The 15,374-nt window shown below is 63.3% G+C and carries 6 protein-coding genes; 2 read left to right on the top strand and 4 right to left on the bottom strand.

The features are described 5' to 3' along the window. Position 1: 1 nt before the first annotated feature. The 4 genes from F3N42_RS00725 to F3N42_RS00710 form a co-directional block, all read right to left on the bottom strand. The gene (locus F3N42_RS00725) at positions 2 to 1,330 is read right to left on the bottom strand and encodes a peroxidase family protein (RefSeq protein ID WP_150862455.1); all 1,329 of its coding nucleotides are present in this window, start codon (positions 1,328 to 1,330) and stop codon (positions 2 to 4) included. 158 nt (positions 1,331 to 1,488) lie between these two features. Continuing rightward, a complete protein-coding gene (locus F3N42_RS00720; RefSeq protein ID WP_191621140.1) occupies positions 1,489 to 10,155 on the bottom strand; it encodes a carboxypeptidase regulatory-like domain-containing protein in 8,667 nt (2,888 codons plus the stop codon). A gap of 235 nt (positions 10,156 to 10,390) precedes the next feature. Continuing rightward, positions 10,391 to 11,698, bottom strand: a complete 1,308-nt coding sequence (locus F3N42_RS00715) for a JmjC domain-containing protein (protein WP_150862453.1) — start codon at positions 11,696 to 11,698, stop codon at positions 10,391 to 10,393. Positions 11,699 to 11,787: 89 nt separating this feature from the next. Next, positions 11,788 to 12,429, bottom strand: a complete 642-nt coding sequence (locus F3N42_RS00710; protein ID WP_150862452.1) for an RpiB/LacA/LacB family sugar-phosphate isomerase — start codon at positions 12,427 to 12,429, stop codon at positions 11,788 to 11,790. Between the two features lie 390 nt (positions 12,430 to 12,819). Here F3N42_RS00710 and F3N42_RS00705 point away from each other — a divergent pair, with 390 nt between their 5' ends. Then, a complete protein-coding gene (locus tag F3N42_RS00705; protein ID WP_150862451.1) occupies positions 12,820 to 14,121 on the top strand; it encodes an MFS transporter in 1,302 nt (433 codons plus the stop codon). Positions 14,122 to 14,174: 53 nt separating this feature from the next. Next, entirely contained in the window at positions 14,175 to 15,374 is a 1,200-nt protein-coding gene (locus F3N42_RS00700; RefSeq protein WP_150862450.1) for a Vgb family protein, read from the top strand.

Here is a 15,374-nt window from a genome sequence, read left to right as displayed (position 1 = left end):
CTTATTCTCCGGTTTGAAATACAAAGTCCAGCACATGCCCCATGTGAACGCGCTGGCCACATTGGTCCTGACCATGGTCCGGTCCGTTGGTCGACGCAGGGTGCACGCGACGCCGCAGCCAGTCCCCAAGCCGGCCCATCCTTCCAAGAACCTCCCCCATCGCGTAGCGGCCACCCTGGAAAATGGATGGACTGGCTTTGCGGATCGTGTTCTGGATGGTCTCCACCACGATTGCGCTGCCAAGTGAACCGAGCCGGTCACCAAACTGGTGGGCCTCTGCTTCAAGCAGCAGGTAGGGCCAGAGTGGAAGATCCCGTACCCGGCGATTCAGCCAGCGCACATCCAGGTCACCGATATAGCGAATACACAACTGATCCAGGACGGGTCGGCCATTCCTGGAAAGGCGGCCGACCCGTTTGAAATATTCCACACCCGTTGGCACCTCTGCGAGGTCGGCTGCAACCAGGTTCCGGTGAGCAATATCGACTGACACCGCACCCATTCCCGGGGTAATGGCCGTGTTGATCCGGTTGGCCGCCTGGGGCGTGGCGTTCCATTCAAAAAAATGTTCCCAGCCAATGGCGTACTCGGAAGGAATGGATTGATTCTCTGCGAACAGTTCGTCCAGCCCATGATGCTGTGGACCATGCGGCTGGACGCCATCATTCAACCGATAGCGGGATCGAATCATGCTGTGCCCAAACCGAAACGCGGCATGGGAGAATTCAGGTGGAATACTGTCTTCATCCAGGTAGAGGTACCGCCCCGGGTTCTCGTAATAGACGCGGTATACCAGGCGGTCCAGGATTCGGCTCAGGTAGTCTTCAAAAACGACCAGTTGAAAGAGCAGAACGGTCAGCTCGCGAGCCTCTTCGCCGCTTGTGGCGCAGGCACGCACGATCAACTGGTTATGAACCCGCTGCCAGAGCCGGTGGAACTGGGCAATGACCCTGTTCTCGTCGTTTCGTTGCTCAACCAGCCTTGCAACGCCGTTGTCTCGCAGGAGGTCCCAGTTGTCCTCGCCGCACTCGAACAGGCCACTGGTGGCGCTGTACTGGCGATTCCCTTTTTCGCCGTAGAGACTGTCAAGTTGCAACCGTGGCTGCACTTTTCTGGACGAAGGCGTGGGGTTGGTCTCGGGCACAATATCGTGTGACACGAACTGTCCTAGATAGGTGTACCCGGCCGGAACGTGACTGAACGCGCCCGTCTCAGACCGAACCATCCGGTTGGCCAGGTCCCGCAGGTCGGCAAACTCGGAACGACTCTGCCGGCCACTCGCATTGTGGATTACCGGCTCGGTCGGCAGTGAAAAGAATGTCGCACCCATGACGTTGGCTTTGTCCGTTTAATCCAAGACCCTACTCTTAATCACGCTCAATAAACCCCGGAGATATCGTCAACCGGACCAACACCCTTCCCGGCAGCCACAAACACCACCGCCCCGGCAAAAAAGCCAGGGCGGCAATGGGCACGAGCGTGGCAGCGTCAGAAGCAGTTGCTTTCGCTGACTCGTTCGCGCGCGGCGATGACGGTGTGATCTGCGATACAGACCCCCTCGGAGATTCGCGCCTTGTCACCGATGGTGACGTTGTTGCCGATCACGGCGCCCGCGCCAATGTCGGCCCGTTCGTCGATCACCGTGTCAGCGCCGACGGTGACACCGGCACCCAGTTTGGCGCCCCGGCCGATGAATGTCCGGGCGCCGATGACGCAGTCTTCACCCAGGGTCGCCGACTGATCCACTTCGACTTCGCTGGCCAACAGGCAGCGCGCGCCGATCGTGGCGTTGCGCCGCAGGATGTTCCAGGCACCGATGACAGCGTCATCCAGCACCGTGACATTACGCTCAATGACCGCACCGTCGCCCACCAGCACGCCCGGCGCCAGCCAGGCACGGTTGGAAACCTCTGGCGGATTCGCCTCGCAGGCATCGACCGTGCCGTCACCGTCGGAGTCAGGTTGGCCCGGCTCGTCGTTGAACAGGCAGCTGATGTCGGCCAGTTCGAAGTTGATGCCAGCGGCATCGCCGTCGGACAGGCTGATCGGCATTCCCGCCGTGACATCGCAGGTCCCGTCCGTGCAATCGATGGCGTCGAACAGGACCGTGCTGAAGTCACCGGACGCGTGGCCGGCCAGCGCAAAGTAGGTACCGGAAGGCAGGCCCTCGAATCGGTACTCGCCCTGGCCGTCCGTCGCCATGGACCCGGCAACCGAACCGTCTGAATGGAACAGCGTGACATCCGCGCCGGCCAATGGCGTGGCACTGTTGGCCACGGTGACCGCGCCACTGATGGTGCGAGGCAAGCCAAGCACGAAGTGCACCGCGGCGGGATCCGCACCGGGTTCACCGATGCCAATCGCCGTCATCAATGCCGGGTCGGTGCTCGCCGGGTCACATTCACCATCACAGGCCGTGCCGTCGAAGATCTCGTCAATGTAGCCGTTGCCGATTCCACCCAGGCCCGGCGCGCTGGTGGCCGCGTAGTACAGGCCTTCGGGGAAACTGGCCGGCGACACGAAGTCACCCAGGCCGTCGGTCGTCGCCTGCCCTGCGAGAGCCCCGTCTTCGCTGAAGAAGAACACGGTGGCCAGTTTCAGCGCGTTGCCCGCTTCGTCCCTGACCGAACCCCGGATCAGCGTGCCGCGATCGAGCTCAAAGCTCAGTCGCGAACTACCATCCAGCGCATGCGTCTTGGCGCCACGCCCGGCCGCCATCATGAACTGCACCGCTGCCGGCTGGGCAGAACCCGGCCCGACCACGATTTCGGTGCCCGCCGTGACATCACAGCTGCCGCCCGGACAGGGCAAGTCGCTCCACAACTGATCCACCAGCCCGGAGCTGTTGGTCACCAGCATGTGGTAGCTGCCATCGGCCAGGCCATTGACCAGGAATGAGCCGCTGAAGATGCCGCCCTCCTTGACCAGCTGTCCTGTCGCGCTGAACACCTTCGCGACACCCGTCGGCAATGGCACACCAAAGCCGTCGGTCGCCACGCCGGAGATGGCCTCGCCCTGCTCCAGGGTAAAGTCGACGCCGGTTTCATGCGAGGACGCGATGGTCACCGCCGAACCGCCGGCCACCAGGCAGGGTTCCGGTGAACAGCTGTCACCGCCCAGCACCTGGTCGATGTAGCCCAGCGAGTTGATGGTGCGCACCCGATAGTCGCCGTCATCCAGGCCCGTCACGGACCAGTCGCCGGTACCATCGGTAATGTCAAAACCGGCCAGCAACCCGGCGGCGTCGAACACCTGGACCTGCACACCGGCCAGGGCCGTGGCGGCAGCCAGGTTGCTCACCCGGCCGGCAAGCGAACCACCCAGGGCCAGCTGGAAGTCGGCTGTTGATTCCGCGCCGGCCGTCACGCTGACCGGCGTTCCCGCCAGCACGTCACAGGCCGCGTCACAGGCCAGGCCATCGAAGCGCTGGTTGCGGTAGCCCGAACCGTTTTCGGTGCGAAGGTAAACATCACCCGAGGCCAGGCCGACGATACGATAGCCACCCGCGGGCCCCGTCGATGCGGTACCCACAGCCTGCCCAGCGCTGTTGAACGCCCGAACCGACACGCTTTGCAGCGAGTTGGCAGCGGTATCCGTCACCACGCCGGCGATTTCGGCGCCTTCGTCGAGCGCGAAGTCAACGCTCACCGCGGTATTCAGCGGCACGCTGACCAGCTGGGTCGACAGCGGCGAGCAGGTGGCCTTGCAGACCTCGCCCCCGGCGCCCTCATCGACATAGCCAAACTGGTTGCGCGTGACGACGTGGTAGTTGCCTGTCGACAGGCTGCCCACCTGGTATACGCCGTTGGTGTCGGCAATGGTCGAGCCGACAAAGGCCCCGGTATCGCGGTACACCTCGACACGGACACCCGACAGCGGGTTACCGTTGTTGGTCACCGCGCCGGTGATCGCGCTGGCGCTACCGAGCACCAGGTCGATGCCCGTAGCCGTGGAACCGGCGGAAAGGGCCACCGGGTTGCCGACTGTCGGGTCGCAGCCCGGCAGGCAGTCGTTGTCCTGCCAGAGCGCGTCCACGTAGCCCGCGCCATTGCTGGTGGCCACGTAGAAGTTGCCGGCGTACAGATTACCCAGGCTGTACGAGCCATCGGCCGCCGTGTTCGCCGACGCAACCGCGCTGCCCAGGGTGTCGTAAGCCGTCACCAGGACTCCGCCAACGGGCGCAGCCACGGCATTGACCACCGTGCCCGTGATCGTCGGCGTCAGCGCGAGCGCGAAGTTCGCGGTCGCCACCTGCCCGTCAACGGCCAGGTCCACCGGCGTGCCGCTGGCCAGGTCGCAGAACGGGTTGCACGAGACCCCGGCAAACAGGCGGTCTTCATAGCCGAACTGGTTGGACGTACGCACGTAGTACTCGCCCAGGGTCAGGCCGGTGAAGCTGTATTGTCCCGAACCACCCGTGGAGACGCTTCGCACCAGCGAACCGTCCTCGGCGTCCAGCACCAGTACTTTCACACCCGCGATGGGTGCGCCACCCACCTGGGCGGTTACCGCGCCCTGGATGGTCGAGCCGTTCTGCAACTGGAAGTCGATGCCGGTAACCGGCGCCGTCCCGCTGATGACGATCGGGTCGCCCAGCAGGAAGTCGCAGGGTTCGCCGCAGGCCCGGTCTGGCCAGGCCAGGGGCATGAACCCGCCTTCCGGCGGCGAGTATTCCCCGGCATTGATGCGGAACTGGTTCGCCGCGTAGTAGGTGCCATCCGGGAACGCCGTGGCGCTGGTGTACGCACCGGAAACATCGGTAACCGCGTAGCCCGCGTAGTCGCCGTCAGCATCGTAGAACGCGATGCTGTACTGTGCGGCGCCGGTCAGGCCGTCCGGCAGGAACACCTGTCCGGTAATCAGCGCGCCCGGTACGAGTTCGGCATCAATACCCGTCACCACGTCACCTGGTGTCACGACCACTGGCACGCCCAGCTCCGAATCACAGGAGAAGCGCGGGCAAGGCACATCGTCGTAGAGCTCATCCACCAGGCCCTGGCCGTTTGAACTCAGAACCACGTAGTACGTGCCCGGTAACAGGCCGCCCAGCAAATAGCTGGCATCCGGCTCGGTGTTATACCTGACGGTCAATTGATCGCCCGCTTCGTTGTAAAGCCGCGCCTGCGCCTGGGCAGTGCCCAGCAGGCCGCCCGGCCCGGAAATAAAGCCGGAAATGCTCGCACCTTCATCAAGGGCCATATCGATACCGGCCAGGTTGTCGCCTTCACCCAGCGCCAGCAACTGGCCGCCGATGACGCCCTGGCTGGCGGCGCATGGATCGAGCGCCTTGAAGTCGGGATAGATTTCCGGGACGTACCCCAGGTACCCGGAATCCACGAACACATGGAAGCTCCCCGCACCCAGGCCGCCCAGGCTGTACTGGCCATTAACGTCGGTCTGCATGCCGGTGATCCACTGGCAATTGGTGTCCAGCAGCATCACGTCAACACCGGCAATCGGCGCCGCCGACGTATCCGTGATGGTGCCGGACACACTCGCGCCCGGGTTGAGCGCAAAGTCGATTCCCGTCGCATCCGGGCCCAATGTGACCGGCGTGCCCGCCGAGAAATCGCACTGGTTCGCCCAGCAGTCCACGCCGACGTACACCTGGCGCTTGTAGCCCTGTTCGTCACCAATCGCGTACGGAACGTAGTCGGTTCCTGAGGGCAACGCGCCGGTCACGTACTGGCCGGAAGCGTCACTGGTGCCACAGGCGCCGGTGAAGCTGCCATCAGGCCGGTGCACGCACACGCCCACGCCCTCAAGCGCGGAGCCGGAGCCGGCTTCCGTCACCAGGCCCGACAGCGTGAAGCCCTGGTCCAGGTCGAAATCGACATTGTCGACATCGCTGCCAGTCACGCTGATCGCGGTGCCCGCGGCCAGGATGTCGCAGGCATTGAAGTCGCAGTAAGTACCCGTGGCCCCGTCCCAAACTTCAGGCAGGTAAGGCGCCGGGATGGCGTAAATGGGCGTGAACAGGTAGTAATCGCCATCGCCCGCCAGCGGCATCAGGTAGCGACCCTGCTCGTCTGTGCTGGCGGAGCGAATATAGCTACCCGCGCCATCCCAGATATCGAGCTGCACGCCGGCGATCGGCGCGCCACTGACCGCGTCGGTCACCTGGCCACGGATCGCCAACACCGGCTGCAGGCTGAAGTTCACAAACGCGAGCCCGCCTTCGGTCACGGAAATCGGCGTCGTGCCCATGACCTGCGGATTGCAGTCATCCAGGCACTGCGTACCATCGCTGTCCTCGTTCACCAGGCCGTGGTAGCCCTGGTCATGCGCGGTCACCAGCGTGTAGTCGCCGGCGCCCAGCCCCCAATCGGACAGTACAAACTGGTAAATGCCCGCGCTGTCCGTGGCGGTCTCACCCAGGTAGTTACCCTGGTCATCCCAGAGCGTTACCGCCATGTAGCCATGCGAGCTGGAGATACCCTGGCCGGTGTCGGCGTGCCGGACGAAGCCGGCGATTCGGGTGCCACCGATATACGGCAGCTGGATATCGATGTCCGTGCTACCCACGTTCACCGGCGTGCCATCGGCCACCGGGTCGCAGGCCCACTGCGGACAGGGCACGCCATTAAACAGCGCGGTGTCGTAGCCATGTGTCGGGCCACTGACGAACACGCGGAAGGTGCGGCCGTCATCCGGCAGGTCGTAGAAGAAGAAGCGGCCATCGACATCGGTTTGTCGGCTGCCGTAGTAGTTGTAGTCCTGGTCATGCAGTTCGACCCATACATTGGGCAGCGGCACGCCGGTGTCGTTGACCTGGCCGGAAATGCTGGTCGCCGTCGCGGGCGCGTCCAGGTCAAAATCAATCCCGGTCTCATCGGCCCCATTGATGATGATGGCCGATCCCTGTGTTGTGATCACGGTTGGGTCATCACAAACGTTGACCGGCGAGCAAACGTAATTCGGTTCACCACCGGACCACAGTTCACGGGCATACCCGGCCGGCTCACCCCGGGTGACCACGTAATAGCCGTCATCGGCCAGCGGGTTGCTGGTCCAGTCGCCGTTGCTGTCGGCGCGAACCTCGCCCAGGTAAGAGCCCTCGGAGTTGAGAATGATGACGGTGGTTTCGGCCGCGGGCTGGCCACCGGCGAACACGCTGCCCGCCAGGCGATAACCACCACCCGGAATCGGGTCGAGCACGAAGTCGATGCCGTTCACCGGCGCACCGCCGCTCACAACAATGGGCGTGCCCACAGCCATAATGTCGCAGGTCAGGTTGACGCAAGCGGCGCCATCGATGCCATCCCAGGCATCGTCAATCACGCCATAGGTGTACCGGGTCACCGCCCAGTACGTGCCGTCCTGGAGTTCGATACTGAAATTGCCGTCACCATCCGTCCACGCGTCCGCGTAGTTGTTGCCGGCAGGGTCCATAAACGCCACGGCGCCACCGGCTGGGTTCCCCTCGGGGTCCGTGATGGAGCCGGACACCGTCGACAGGTCACGCGCTGTGAACTGGAAGTTGATGTCGGTGCGATCCTGGCCGTCCAGCGTGGACAGCGGCGTCACCGGCGCCGATGTCGCGCAGGTCTCGAACGGGCATTCGACGTTACTCTCGCCGTTGCCCGGATCACCGTAGATCTGCGCGTGGAAACCAAAGTCCTCGCCACGCGCGGTGACCAGATAGTCACCGCCGGAATGGCCGCGAGGCGCATCGTTCTGGAACAGGTCCGAGACGTAAGACCCATCCGGTCCCGTCCAGACGGTTTCGATCGCCTGTCCGGCCGCGTCACGCACGGTCACCGGCACGCCGTCCAGCGGGTTGCCGTCCGGGTCCAGCACGGTGCCGGACAGGTTCACGCGTTGAACCAGGTCCATGCTGACATCAAGGAACTCACCGGCGACCGGCACCTCGACCGTGCGGTTCGCAATCGCGTCGTCACAGTCCAATGGCGCGCACTTCTGGTCGCTCCAGTATTCGCGCGAGTAGCCGACGACGTAGCCCGTGCTGAACACCGAGTAGGCCTTGGGCGGCAGCGGCGGCGTTCGGAAGTCGCCGTTGCCATCGGCAATCATGAAGTACTCGGTGAAATAGGTTTCGTTCTGAATGCTCAGGTCGTCGTAGAAGATAACGCGCGCGTCCGCAATCGGCGCACCCGTGTTCTCGTCCGTGATCTGGCCGACAAACACTGCGCCCGGTTCCAGGGTCGCGTCAATGCCACTGGTGTCGAAACCGATGGTCAGCGGTGTGACGTGACTGACGAAATCCCAACCGAAGCACTGCAGCTCCGCGCAGGGTGTGCCGTCATGGAACTCTGAAACGTAGCCGTCGTAGGCGGCCGGCTTGTAGGGCTGAAAGTAGAACAGGTAGTCACCCGGCGGAAGAAACGTTGTCCATGCGCCGTTCTCATCCACCTGGCCACCGGACACCTGGTTGCCGGACAGGTCGAAGACCCATACCTCGGCGTCGTTCACCAGGGGTACAGCGCCGGAGCCATCGTCCACGCTCAGCGTGCCGCTGACACTAAAGGCATCGCCCAGGGCGAAATCGATACCGGCAACGTCACCACCCGTCACATCCACAAGGTCGGCGTTGTTGTAGTCACAGCAGGGGTCGTCGTTCCACTGCTCGGGCAGGTAAGGCTGGTTGTTGGGATTGTTGACGAACACCACCAGCTCATTGCTGTCGGCCAGGCCGCCAAGTACGTAGTTGCCGTCCGCGCCGGTCCACGCGCAGCCAACGTACCATCCATCGGACTGGCGTGCGGCACAGATCTCGATGTCCCCCAGCGGCGCGCCGCCGTTCTCGGCGGTCACGGTACCGGAAACCTGTTTGCCCGCCTGGAGATTGAAATCCACCCGCACGCTGTCACTCGCGTCAACGGTGATGACGGAGGCGCCGCTGGTCTGCGGCGTGCAGTCATACATGCACAGGTTGCCGTCATTGTCCTCGTTGATCAGCCCGTGGTAATTCGGGTCGTTGGCCGTCAACAGCGTGTAATCACCCGGGCCGTAGCCCCAGTCGGCCAGGATGATCTGGTAGCGACCGTTGTCTTCGACGTGCGTTTCGCCAAGCTGGTTACCGGCGTCGTCCCAGAACTGGACACCAAAATGTCCATGGGCACTGGAAACACCCTCGCCCGTTCCGTCCATGGCGACGATGCCGTGGATGCGCTCGCTGCCGATATAAGGCAGCTCAATATCGTTGCCAATGCTACCCAGGCTGACGGGCGACCCGTCGGCGACCGGATCACAGGCCCATTGCGGGCAGGCGACTCCGTTAAACAGGGCCGTGTCGTAGCCACGCGGAGGGCCGGAAACGAACACGCGGAACGTGCGGCCATCATCCGGCAGGTTGCTGAAGTGATACAGGCCGTCAATGTCGGTATTGCGGCTGCCCATGTGCTCGCCATACTCGTCGTACAGGTCGACCCACACGTTATTAATCGGAATCCCGCCGTCGTGAATGAACCCGGATACGCTGCGCGCGGGGTCTGTCGCGTCAAGGTCGAAATCAAGATGACCCACGCCCGCGTTGTCAATGGTCACCGCCGCGCCATAAACAAGGACCTCGACCGGATTGTCACAGTCGTAAATCGACGGACACACGTAGTTCGGCTCACCGCCTGACCACAACTCGCGCGCGAAGCCCGCCGGCTCCACGTGAGTGCGAATGTAGTAGTCGTCATCCGGAAGAGGGTTGCTGACCCAGTGGCCATGGCGGTCCGCGCGAAGCTCACCAATGTAATGGCCCAGTGCGTTCATGATGACCACCCCGGCGTAAGCCGCGGGATTGCCACCGGCACTGATGTTGCCTGACAGCATATGGCCGCCGCCCGGAATGGCGTCGAGCACAAAATTGATACCGGATACCGGGGTGCCTGATGTGACGTTAACCGGCGTGCCTAGCGCGTTGATGTCGCAGGTCATGTTCTGGCAAGGCGTGCCATCGACGCCGTCCCAGACATCGTCGATCACACCATGGGTGAATCGGCTGACCGCGTAGTAATCTCCATCCGGCAGGTCAACCGAGAACGCACCGGTATGGTCGGACCAGCCTTCTCCGTGCCAGGAACCTGCGGCATCCAGGAACTGTATGGCGCCGCTCGTTGGATTTCCCGAATCGTCGAGCATGGTCCCGGAAACGGTTTCGGCCTGCGCCGACAGGGTCAAGGCCGTCATGAACAGGGCCAGCATGAATCGTTTCAGCCATTCGCCCCCAATACCCGGCTGATGTGAAATACGTGAAAATCCCCTAACCTTGCTCAAGCGCATGCGTTCTTCCCCTGTTCATTATGGCGCCAGGCCCAGACGGGCCAACGAGAACGCAAGTGTTATGAACCGGGAAATTCTCCCACCGTCGGGAAAGCCAGGCTGAAAACGCGCGGGGAATAGCCCCCGGCCTTAAGCAATGCCCTGCCCCGGAACCGGGTCAGGCCATCTCCAGGATGCCGTTGGCGTAGAGTTTCTGCAGATAGCCCATGGCCTGCTCGCGGCTGAGCCCGGCGGGCAACTGCGGCCAGGCAAGCACCTGGGGAATGGTGAACGGTTTGGCCTCGACCGCCAGCCTGCGGATCAGCGGCGCGAGCACCGCCGGAAAACGCAACAGACCTGCATCGCAGGGCACGACGACCCCCTGTCCGTCTTCGACAAAGCGAAGTGCCGATGATGGGATCCGGAAACGCTGCTCCGGGGATATGTTGGGTATTTCGCGCTTGGCTTCTGGTTGCCAACCGGTGTAAGGCACCTGCGTCAGGGCGCTGAGCCAGGGCTCCGCCAGCGCCGCCGGGCCGTCCAGCGCGCGACGGGCCATGGCATGGAACTCGTCGAGCCGCTCGCGCATGTAGTCCGCCACGTTGTCCGGCATGTCACCGTGGATGTCCCCCGCCGATGCCGGCGGGCCGCCACGCCAGTCGCCGCTTGAGCTGGCAAACAGCCTGAACAGCGGAATCAGCTGGTCAATGAAATTGCGGGGCGCGAAATACAGGTTCAGCGCCAGCGAAACACCCACACCGCGTGCGGCATGCCAGGCGCCGGCCGGCAGGCAGAGCAGGTCGCCGGGGCCCAGCTCCACCTCGCGAAAAGTCATCTCGTCCGGCAACCGGCCGCCATCGGCCCGCGCGGGTTTGACGCGGCCGTTCTCGAACACGGCGTTGTGGTCGGGCCACGCCTTGGCCGCTTCCGTGGAGAACCGCCAACGCTTGCGACCGGCGATCTGCACGGTGGTCGCCACGCGCTGGTCGTAATGCATGGGCAGGCCGGACCCATCCGGCGACACATAACAATTGATCCCCACCGTGCCGGAAAAATTCAGTTGTGCGCGCACGGCCTGTGCCCAGCGCGCGAGCGCGGGGTCGGCCATGTGGATGTTGGTGATGCACAGGGTCGCGCCCTGGGTGAGCAGGTCGCTGACCTGGTCGTGTCGGGCCGCGATCATCGGCCGGCCGTTGCCGGAAGCCTCGCCACCGGTGAACGAGGCCGTGATGTTGTAACGCCGGTCCTCGATCCGGCGCCCGCGGGCCAGCGCACGCTTCAGCTGCGCCCAGCCAAACAGCGAAGCGAACTTGTCGTCCTCACCCTCGACATTCAGCGACTCGCGCCCGAAGTAGGTATTGACGAAGGTCTCGACCGCCAGCGGGCTGAGCAGGCGCTCAAGCTCCCTGCCGTCGGGCGTGGGGGTGGCGGGTTCGTCATCAACCGGGTCGCCGTCAAGCAGCGCGTGGAAATCAATGCTCGTCATGCGCCGATGGTAGCGCATAAAAAAAGACCCGGCATTCGCATTGAATGCCGGGTCCCGTGGGTGCCGCCCGGGGCGCCGGGCGTCAGCGATTACTCGCCGATAATGCCCTTGATCGCCGCAACGATGTCTTCGTTGGTGGCGTTGGCGTAGAAGTATTCCTTGAACTTCTCACCACCGATGGCGCCCTTCAGCAGGTCCTGGTCCAGGTTGGCCAGGATGGTCAGCATGTCGTTGTGCGTGACCGCCTTGACGTCATTCAGGATGCCGCGGTTCTTCGCCATGATGGCGGCGCGCTCTTTCGGGTAGCCCAGGCCCATCTCGGTGCCGAACAGCTTCTCGAAAATGTATTCCAGGTTCAGCTCTGCGGCCCAGCCAAAGCCCTTGGCGTAGGGAATGGACAGCGCGTTGCCGGCATTGATCTGGCCGAAGGTGAACGCGTCCACCGGATCCTGGGCATGGCCACAGATCACACCGGGGAAAACGTTCAGCGCCAGCATGGCTCCAGCGCCGGTGCCGCAGCCAGTGACAACGAAATCCGCTGCGCCACCGTTAAGCAGCACGGCCGCCAGGATGCCGTTCTGTACGTAGGTCAGCTGGGCGTCGTCCTCGGCCGAGTACATGCCGTAGTTAAAGACCTCGTGGCCCATCGGCTCGACGGCCTTGCGCAGCGCTGCATCGACGATGCAGTTCTTGGCGGCCTGGCTGTTCTCGTTGATCAAAGCAATTTTCATGTTCGTATCCTGTCTTGAGTCGAATTCGGGGTCAGTAATGCTACCGGTGTCAATTTTAGAACATTGGGGCCACAAAGACTGCCCTCAAGGGCACGTAATGATTCCCGCAACCCATGGCAAAGTCCTGCCGGGCCAGGCTGCCCGAATGGTATGGCCACTTATTAATACCAATTTTCACTACCATCCGGAGATTATGACCTCTATACTGACCGTCAAAGGTAGACCACTTGACCCTGTTTCCAGCACGCCCAACGGCGTTTCAATATGCGGGCAGGAGCACTGGAGATACGGGCCGTCGCTCAACGGCCGGGCTCAGATGCCATATATTGGTCTGACCAAAACAGACATTGTGGTCGACACAACAAGACAAGCTCCGGAGGAACATAAACCATGCAGCTGAAGAACCTGCGCTGGTGGGTCATCACCCTGATCGCGCTCGCCACCGTCATCAACTACATCGACCGCCAGTCGCTCAGCGTGCTGTGGCCCGCCATCGTAGAAGACCTGTTCCCGGATGAGTCGGCGATGGAGCGCAAACAAATCTACGCCAATATTTCTATCGTGTTCGTGTTTGCCTATGCCTTTGGCCAGGCCATCTTCGGCAAGATCTTTGACTGGGTGGGTACGCGCATGGGTTTCGTGCTGGCCATCGGCGTCTGGTCCATCGCCACCGCGCTGCATGCCGTGGCCCGTGGCGCACTGAGCCTTGCCATCTTCCGCGCCATCCTGGGCGTGGCCGAGGCCGGCAACTGGCCGGGCGCCGCCAAGAGCAACGCCGAGTGGTTCCCGTCGAAAGAGCGTGCGCTCGCGCAGGGCATCTTCAACTCCGGCGCGGCCATCGGCGGCATCATCTCGATTCCAATGATCGCCTTCATGACCGTGTACTTCAGCTGGCAGGCCGTGTTCGTGCTGGTCGGCCTGCTGGGGCTGCTGTGGCTGATCCCCTGGATCGTGCTGGTGAAGGCGCCGCCGGGCGCGCACCCGTGGATCACCGAGGAAGAGCGCCAGTACATCCTCAGCGGCCAGAAGGCCGACGCCGGTGAAGGCGTGGACGATGGCGACACCGTGGACTATGACCCAACCACCGGCGAAATCCTGTCACGCAAGGAAAGCTGGGGCGTGATCGTGGCCTCGGCCGCCATCGATCCCATCTGGTGGCTGTTCGTGTTCTGGATTCCCATCTACCTGAACGAGGTTTACCAGATGGACGTCAAGGCCATCGGCATCTACGGCTGGGTGCCGTACGTGGGCGCCATGTTCGGTGCCTGGTTTGGCGGCCTGCTGGCGCAGAACCGCATCAAGACCGGCTGGGACGTGAACAAGACCCGCAAGCTGACCATCTCGCTGGGCTGCCTGATCATGCTGCCGGCCCTGCTGGCCATGGCCAACCCCGGTGCGCCGGTCACCGCGGTGCTGATCATGGCCGTCATCCTGTTCGGCTTCCAGACCGCCATCGGCAACGTCCAGACCCTGCCCAGCGACCTGTTCAGCTCCAAAGCCGTGGGCACGCTGTCAGGCTTTTCCGGCATGGCCGCCAAGCTGGGCGCGGTTGGCCTGACCTCGCTGGTGCCGTGGCTGACCCAGGGTGGCAACTACACGCCGGCGTTCATTATCGGTGCGTCGCTGGCGGTCACCGCCATGGCCGCGGTCTGGTTGCTGATTCCCAGGGTCGAACGGCTTAAGGCGCGATAAACCGCGCCTTGGTTACAATCGAGGCCAATTCCAGACAAGCTAAGGGGTTTCCCATGTCAGACCTGAATCGTGGCCATTTCGTGATCGCCCTGGTCGCCAGTATTTTTTCCGGCAACCTGGCCGCGCAGGATCTCCCCGACGGCGACGGCAAGGCCCTGGTCGAAGCAGCCTGCACGGCCTGCCACGGCGTCTCGACCATTACCCGAACGGCGGGTTACGATTCAGCCGAACGATGGCGCGAGGTGTTCGGCACAATGGTCGCGCTGGATGACGAAACGGCGGACACGATCGCAAGCTACCTGGCGGAACACTACCCCGAAGACCCCTCGCGCCGGCCGACGCTGGTGCCCGGCGACACGAAGATCAAGATCACCGAATGGACCACGCCAACCCTGGGCCAGCGCACCCGCGACCCGATCGAAGCCCCCGACGGTTCGTTCTGGTGGACCGGCATGTGGGCCAGCCTGGTCGGGCGCCTGGACCCGGCGAGCGGCGAGATGAAGGAGTTTCCGTTGCCGCCGTCTGCCCGGCCGCACAGCATCGTTCCCGATGCCGACGGCAACATCTGGTACACCGGCAACAGTAACGCCACGATCGGCAAGCTAAACCCGGCCAACGGTGAAATCCAGTGGTACAGCACGCGAGCCGGCGATCCGCACACCGCCATTTTCCACCCCAACGGCAATTTGTATTTCACCGCCCAGCGGGCCGCTGTGTTGGGGCGCCTGAACCCGGAAACCGGCGAAGTGGACGAGATCGACACCGAGCCCCGGCCCTACGGCATCAAGGTGGCCGCTGACGGCACCGTGTGGATCGCCTACAACGGCACTAACAAGCTGGGTGCGATGGACCCCGACACCATGGAAGTGCGCTACTACGAGGTCCCCGATGAGCGCACCCGCATCCGTCGCCTGGACCTGGATAGCGACGGCAATATCTGGTTCGTGAATTCCTCGCTCGGTAAGATTGGCCGGCTGGTGCCGGAAACCGGTGAGATCACCCAGTGGGACTCGCCCAGCGGCCCGAAATCGCACCCCTACTCCATGGCCGTCATCGACGACATCATCTGGTACAACGAATCGGGCATGCGGCCGGACGCGCTGGTGCGCTTCGACCCCGCCGACGAGTCGTTCCAGAGCTGGGCCATACCCTCCGGCGTGGGCATCATCCGCCACACCTGGGTCACCGAAGATGGCAACCTGCTAATCCACCAGAGCAGCACCAACCAGCTGGGGCTGGTCGAGATCGAGTGA

Source organism: Marinihelvus fidelis (assembly GCF_008725655.1).
GTDB classification, from domain to species: domain Bacteria; phylum Pseudomonadota; class Gammaproteobacteria; order Xanthomonadales; family SZUA-36; genus Marinihelvus; species Marinihelvus fidelis.
This window is presented reverse-complemented; position numbering and strand designations above follow the sequence as displayed.